This window comes from Endozoicomonas sp. SESOKO2 (genome assembly GCF_024606245.1).
In the GTDB taxonomy this organism is placed as follows: Bacteria; Pseudomonadota; Gammaproteobacteria; order Pseudomonadales; family Endozoicomonadaceae; genus Endozoicomonas_A.
This window is the reverse complement of the sequence record NZ_JAHHPQ010000098.1, coordinates 1-6,512: the sequence shown is the minus strand read 5'-3', so window position 1 is coordinate 6,512 and position 6,512 is coordinate 1. Positions and strand designations below refer to the sequence as shown.

Below are 6,512 nucleotides of genomic sequence, written 5' to 3'. Positions count from 1 at the left end.
CATTGCCGCAAAGAATGAGTGTTTAATAATTCTATCCTTGCATTCTGGTTTACAGAGAAGAGGGATAGATCAACAAATAAACGTACTTCCTGTCAAAATCAAGGAAGCGTTCACCTCTAATCAGGCAACCAACAAAGTCTTGTCGGGCAGCGTGAGAATAACATCAACCAAGAAGCGCCTCATTGCAGAAGTTTGTCCCGGGCCGATTGTTTTTCAGGGGTGCATCATATGTCATCATCATCCTCAGGGAGGGGGACGCTCTTAGCTTGTTCGAGTTCTGCCTCATATCTAAGGACCTGCTCCCGGCTTATACTCACTTCAGGAGGCAGAAGCGCAGGGGCTTCTACAAACTGAATTTGTTCAGTTTTGGCCAGCTTCTTAATTAAATGGAGGAAAGGCTTTTCGAAATTGTAATTTGATTTGGCTGACATATCAAAATACTGAAGGTTCTTCTTGCGATGAAAATTTATATTTTTAGCCCTAACCTTCCTGTCCTTGATATCAACTTTATTACCAACAAGTACAATAGGTATGCCTTCACACACTCTTACCAGATCCTTGTGCCAATTGGGAACACTCTTGTAGGTAACCCGCGACGTTACATCAAACATGATAATTGCACAATCGGACTTAATATAATACCCATCTCGAAGTCCTCCGAATTTCTCCTGACCGGCAGTGTCCCAAACATTGAATCGAACAAGACCGCGATTAGTGTGAAATTGAATAGGATGGACTTCAACACCGATTGTGGCCACATATTTTTTCTCGAATTCACCAGTAATGTGTCGTTTAACAAATGTCGTCTTACCCACACCACCGTCGCCAACCAGAGCCAGTTTAAAAGTTGCCACCGGCACCGCGCTGAAAACCTGATGCCCGGAATCAGGTGATGGTCGCAGCCTGCAGACGCCAAGACAGGAATCGACGTAACAATCTAAACCCAATGTATGTTGGTGTTGTTGAGGATTTTGACTACCGCCGCCAGAGCCAGAAGACACGGGAAGGATAGCGCCTGTCATGAAGGAGGCCTTCGCCCCTGAGGCTTGCTGAGCAGATGATGCTGTTTGCTCGTTTTGTTTTTGGCTTTGTTGTTGGCCATTTCCGGGGAGCATCATAGTGGTGATCGCAAACGGGTCATCCTGACTTGCCTTCGGTTGATCCATCAGGTTGAACAGCGGAGAATCAATGCTCAAATAGCTTCGTAAAAGACAGCCGACAGCCAAAAACGCTTCCACAGGTATCCATGAATAAGGCTTTAAGCCAGAGGCATCACGAGCAGTCATAACCAGTTCGTAAGCAGTCAGGAAATGCGTAGCATAAATCAATTGCCACGGGACCGACTCAAAAAAGGACGTTTTTACCCCATAATTACCGAATCTCTGAGGTTTTTCATCAGACGGCAAAATCGATTCTGCATAACCGTTTATGTCAGCAGGGTATGACGGACCGCCCGACAATGAATGCGGGTGGTCTGGCTTTATGGAAAAGCTCCATTCTGGAGAGCTTGCCTGTTGAAGCTCGACGGCAAAGCCTGTCGTCAGTGAGTCGGCCTGAGAGGTAGCTGACAAATAGAACTGCAACAACAGCAGTGTCGCTGAGAATGAGTTTTTCATGACTTTATCGTTACTCTTATCTTGCAGTTTTTAGGAAGAAGGTAGACCAAGAAAGTGATGGATCAAGAAAATAAGCATCTTTTTCTGTCAAAAGCCAAAATGTCACCGGGCAGGAATTCTTAAGGAAGAAGATCGCAGTATACAAACCACCCTTAGCCTTGAAAAAAGATCGCTAAGAAAAAATCGGGCGCTTTTTTATTTGCCGGAACCCCGGCATTAGATCAATTGACGACGAATGTCTTTCAGAAGCAATGTCTGGCACGACAGGATAGACAAAAGCTTTTCTGCTGTCCGGTAAAAAATCGAAAGGTATGTGGAGATGCCACTTATCAACACATTTGTGTTTTCAACGCCTTCTATCATTCCATCTAATACGGTGGCCATCTTGATGGCATCGTCTTCTGTGGCTCCCCAAACCTTCACTATTACTGAAGATCCTTCCACATAGATGCGCTCCGCCATCCGAGAACACTATCACGTCACAAATTCGTGGCTCAGTATGATATTTTCTTCTATGATGCGACCGTCTGATATCACATCCATCTCGGTGACATCTTCTTCTGTGACGCCACAACCCTGGAATATTACTGAAGATCCACCCACACAGTCGCTCCTCACCATCCCCTCCGCCCACTAACGCGTCGCAAAATTGTGCCCCGGTATGGTCTCTCATTTTATGCCCGAACAGCCTTTCGTCATCCCTGAAGGCAGCCCCGCATGGCATTCGCTTTCCATTCTCCGTGATCAACACCACGTCACAGACAAATTCGCTGGTATGAGCTCCATTGGCAGCCCCTGCATTCATTGATCGTAATGTCGAACTTTTTCCGGAACTCAGCGACCCATCAGCGGGTTCTCTGATTCCGGAAGGTCGGAATCTACAAACGCCATGACAGGAATCGACAAAACAATTTAAGCGCAAAGTATGCCGGTATTGCTCAGGGTTTTCTTTACCGCCGCCAGAGCCAGAAGACAGGGCACTGATGATAGACCCACTAAGCTGGATGGCGGTTGCCCTTAAGGCATTCTGACCGGATGATTCTGATGGTTCGTTTTGTCGTTGGCTATTTCCGGGGAGCATCATAATGGTAATCGTAAACAGGTCACACTGACTTGCCTCTGATTGTTCCATCGAGCCAGACAGCGGTGAATCTCGATTCCAATAGCTTTTCAAAAGCCAGCCGGCAGCGACACACACATCTGTTGGGAGCCATGAATAAGGTTTGAAGCCGGAAGCTGCATTAGTGTTCAGGACCAGTTCGTAAGCCACCAGCAGACTCGTGGCATAAAGCGATTGACACGAAATAAACTCAATAAGGGTCGTTTTCAACTCATAACCGCCAGGTCCATGTGGATTAGCATCAGGCGGTAAATCTGACTCCGCGTGGTCATTTGTGTCAGCAATATCTGTCGATTTAAGCGACAATGTATTCATGTCACACTTTGTAGAAAAACTCTGGGTTATTGACCCCAAATTATTTTCTTGAAACTCTACAACTGCACGTCTTGTCAACGGTTCGGCCTGACAGATGATAGATAATGACTCTGGCAGCAACAGCAGTGCCACAAAGAATGAGTTTCTCACTATTTCATACGTACATTCTGATTTGTAGAGAAGGAAGAAACATAGATCAAAAGAGTGATAGATCAATAGAATAAGTGTGTTTTTATTTCAACTGAAAAAACGACAGAAAAGTTGCACCGGGTAAAAAAACCACCACTACAAAACTGTCGCGATCTATTTTATTCGCCCGAATCCGGGAATTACCGCAAAAGGCGGCAAATGTCTTCCAGAACATTACCCGGAATGATGGGAACGTCTACTTTGACAAATAAGGCACTGTAACTTCCAGAATACTGCTGGCTAGAGCCACTGCCGGATGTCATCTACCTTCACTATGAACTCGGCGAATTTGCCGTCACATGTTGCAGTTGCCTCCATAGATACCTATCCCTCCCGAAAGCACGTTTTGTGCCGTTTAGAAGCCGAATCACTCTTTATCTTTCGATGGACTGAGGTCATGTTCCCCATCATCAGGCCCGGTTTTTTGGCGTACGCTTTGGTAATTCCCGGGCTCTTCAAGATTCCAGAAGAACTCTCCATCGTTCCCGAAGTTTGCCGACACAGATTGGTTGACCGTTTTGGGCTCTTGGCGTCTTCTTTTGGAAACAGCGTTTAAATACTTACGTTGCTCCGATCGTCCGCTACCACTACCGTGATCTCTTTTTTGATGATTTAAAAGAGCCTTGAAATTAATACAGATCGTCCCGCATCCACAGGTTACTGGCTCGTAGTCAATTGACCCGGCCGCATCATTTTCAAAGGCCGCTCCTGCACTCAGTGTATAGTTATTTATTGGGTCGATCTCCATCGTAAACGTAAATGCATCGGCGTATAGTTGAAAGGGTTGTGTTTCTGTCATTGCATGATGAGCGTGTTCTGTCGAATTTTCTATGGAATTCGGTAACCCTTCAGTTGATTCACCATCGGCGAATAATTGCTGCAGTTTACAAACGCCACTACAGGAATCAACGTAACAATTTAAACCCAAAGTATGTTGATGTTGTCCAGGGCCTTCGTGACCACCGCCAGAGCCGAAAGACAGGGAGTTGGTGAAACAGCTTGTATGGGTTGCCATCCCTGAAACTTGCTGCCCGGATAATGTTGCTTTCTGGTTTTGTTGTTGACCTTGTTGTTGACCATTGCCGGGAAGCATCATAGTGGTGATTGCAAACGGGTGATCCTGAATCGCCTCTCGTCGCTCAACTTGTTGCTCAAGCAGGTCAAGTTCTTCAGTCGGGCTATAGAGTGGTGAATCGGGGTTCCAATAGCTTTTCAAAAGCAAGCCGACAGCCACAAACGCTTCTGCTGGTACCCATGAATAAGGTTTGGAATTTGGAGAGCCGCCATTGGTGGCCAGCACCAGTTCGTAGGCAACCAGCAGATGGGTGGCGAAGAGCAAGCGCAACGAAATGTAATCAACAGTTGTCTTCTTTGCTTCGTCATTGCCAACTCTGGGTGGTTTGTAATCAGATGGCAGATCTGATCCTGCCAAGGCATTTGTGTCTGGAATGACTGATGGGTCGCCTGGTAACATATTCGGGTCGCGCTTTATAGAAAAACTCTGTTTTGTCTGTTCAAACTCGACAACAAATCTTCTCGTCAACGTTTCGGCCTGACAGATGACAGAAAACGAAAAAAGCAGCAACACTAGCGCTGTCGAGAGCGGGAGTCTCATTATTCTATCCTTTCATTTTCATTTTGATTAGTAGAGAGGGGAAAGATAGATCAGGAAGGCGACAGATCAAGAAAGGAAGCGTGTTTTAGTCCGGTAGGAAGCCGGATCAGTCTCTACTTTCTTCTGAATGACTGGGGTCATCATCCCGCCGGGCATCAAACTTGCGTTTTCGATGCATTCTTATGTGATACGCTAGCTCTTCAGAATTGCGGCAGACCTTTCCGCATGACTGCAGACCTCTCTCTCCAAGCACTGACTGAACGCAGTTTTTTGGCCAGAAGTGGTATTCTGTTTTGTGAGACATCATGGCTTGATCATTATCAAAGGAGACCCAGCATGGATCCCATGTGCCATCCATCCGGACCACTATGTCGCCACAAAATTTATGTTTGGTGTAGCCTTGGTCTCTTCCCATTTCTTCGATGTCATCAATCAACCACTTAAGTGGCGTCCAGTGGTCTCTTTTTTTATGACTCTTCAGAGCCGTAGCATTCTTGCAGACCGTCCCGCATGACCGCACCTTGTCATCCTGCCCAACCTCTTTCACGTCACAGGTGAGTTGCCCGATGTACTCACGCCCATCAGCGCGAGTTGCACCAACGGCCCCCGAATCCGCTGAGTGCAAAGAGGGCCAATGATTTGTCGGGTTGATATCAATCGTAAATAGATGGGATTGTTGCTGAAAGGGTTGTACTTCTGTCATCACATGAGGACTTTGCCCTGTCGAACTTTCTTCCCAATTCAGCGCCCATTCAGCGGACTCTCTGCCGTAGGATGATGGTCGGAGCTTACAAAAGCCTCGGCAGGAATCTACATAACAATCTAAACCCAGAGTATGCTGATGTTGTTCAGTACCTTCATTTCCATCGCCAGAGTCGGAATCAGGGGGACTGGTGAAAGAGCCTGAAAGTCGGAAGCTGGTCGCCCCTGGGGCTTGCTGTCCGGATGATGCTGACGGCTGGCTTTCTCGTTGGCCATTTTGGCTTTGTCCGAAAAGCATCGTAATGTTCATCACGAACGGATCACCCTGACTTGCTTCCGGTTGATCCGTCCGGGTAAACAACCATGAATTTCGGTTCCAGCAGCTTTTCAAAAGCGAGCCGACAACGACAAACGCTTCGACAAGTATCCATGAATGAGGTGTGCCACTCAGAGCGGCGTCATGGGTGGTCATGGCCAGTTCGTAAACAGCCACCAGAGTGATGGCGTCAAGTAAGTGCCACGAGATTGACTCAAAAAAGGACGTTTTCACCTCGAAACCGCCAAGTCTGTGTTGTTTGCCAGCTCGCAGAGAATCTGATCCAGCACAGCCGTGTGTGTCGGCATAGTATGAAGGGTTGCCTGACAATGCAGGCTGTAAAGCCTTTATGGAAAGGGTCCTGCCGGGGGAGAATCCATCCTGTCCAAGTTCGACTATAAAATGTCTTTCCAATGTTTCGGCCTGACATATGACAGACAAAGAGAGCAGCGACAGCAACGCTACTAAAAATCGTTTTTTCAAAACTATACCCTTTGCCCCTTGCATCTGTGATACACACCATGCTTAGACATAAAAAACCCGCTGCTGCAAAAAAGGGGTATTCGAAATAGAGCCTTCTGAGTCTATGACAAGCAGAAATCAATCACTTGACTTTGCATCATCAAGCTTTCGTTTTCG

At 46.8% G+C, this 6,512-nt stretch carries 4 protein-coding genes; all 4 read right to left on the bottom strand.

The features are described from left to right. Positions 1–224: 224 nt before the first annotated feature. A complete protein-coding gene (locus KDK17_RS02610; protein ID WP_257254908.1) occupies positions 225–1,616 on the bottom strand; it encodes a Ran family GTP-binding nuclear protein in 1,392 nt (463 codons plus the stop codon). 346 nt (positions 1,617–1,962) lie between these two features. Next, a complete protein-coding gene (locus KDK17_RS02605) occupies positions 1,963–3,183 on the bottom strand; it encodes a hypothetical protein (protein WP_257287273.1) in 1,221 nt (406 codons plus the stop codon). A gap of 424 nt (positions 3,184–3,607) precedes the next feature. Then, positions 3,608–4,855 carry a hypothetical protein gene (locus tag KDK17_RS02600; RefSeq protein ID WP_257287272.1) on the bottom strand — a complete coding sequence of 416 codons (1,248 nt, stop codon included), beginning with the start codon at positions 4,853–4,855 and terminating at the stop codon, positions 3,608–3,610. Positions 4,856–4,961: 106 nt separating this feature from the next. Continuing rightward, positions 4,962–6,356: a hypothetical protein gene (locus tag KDK17_RS02595; RefSeq protein WP_257254911.1), complete on the bottom strand. Its 1,395-nt coding sequence runs from the start codon at positions 6,354–6,356 to the stop codon at positions 4,962–4,964. Between the last annotated feature and the right edge of the window lie 156 nt (positions 6,357–6,512).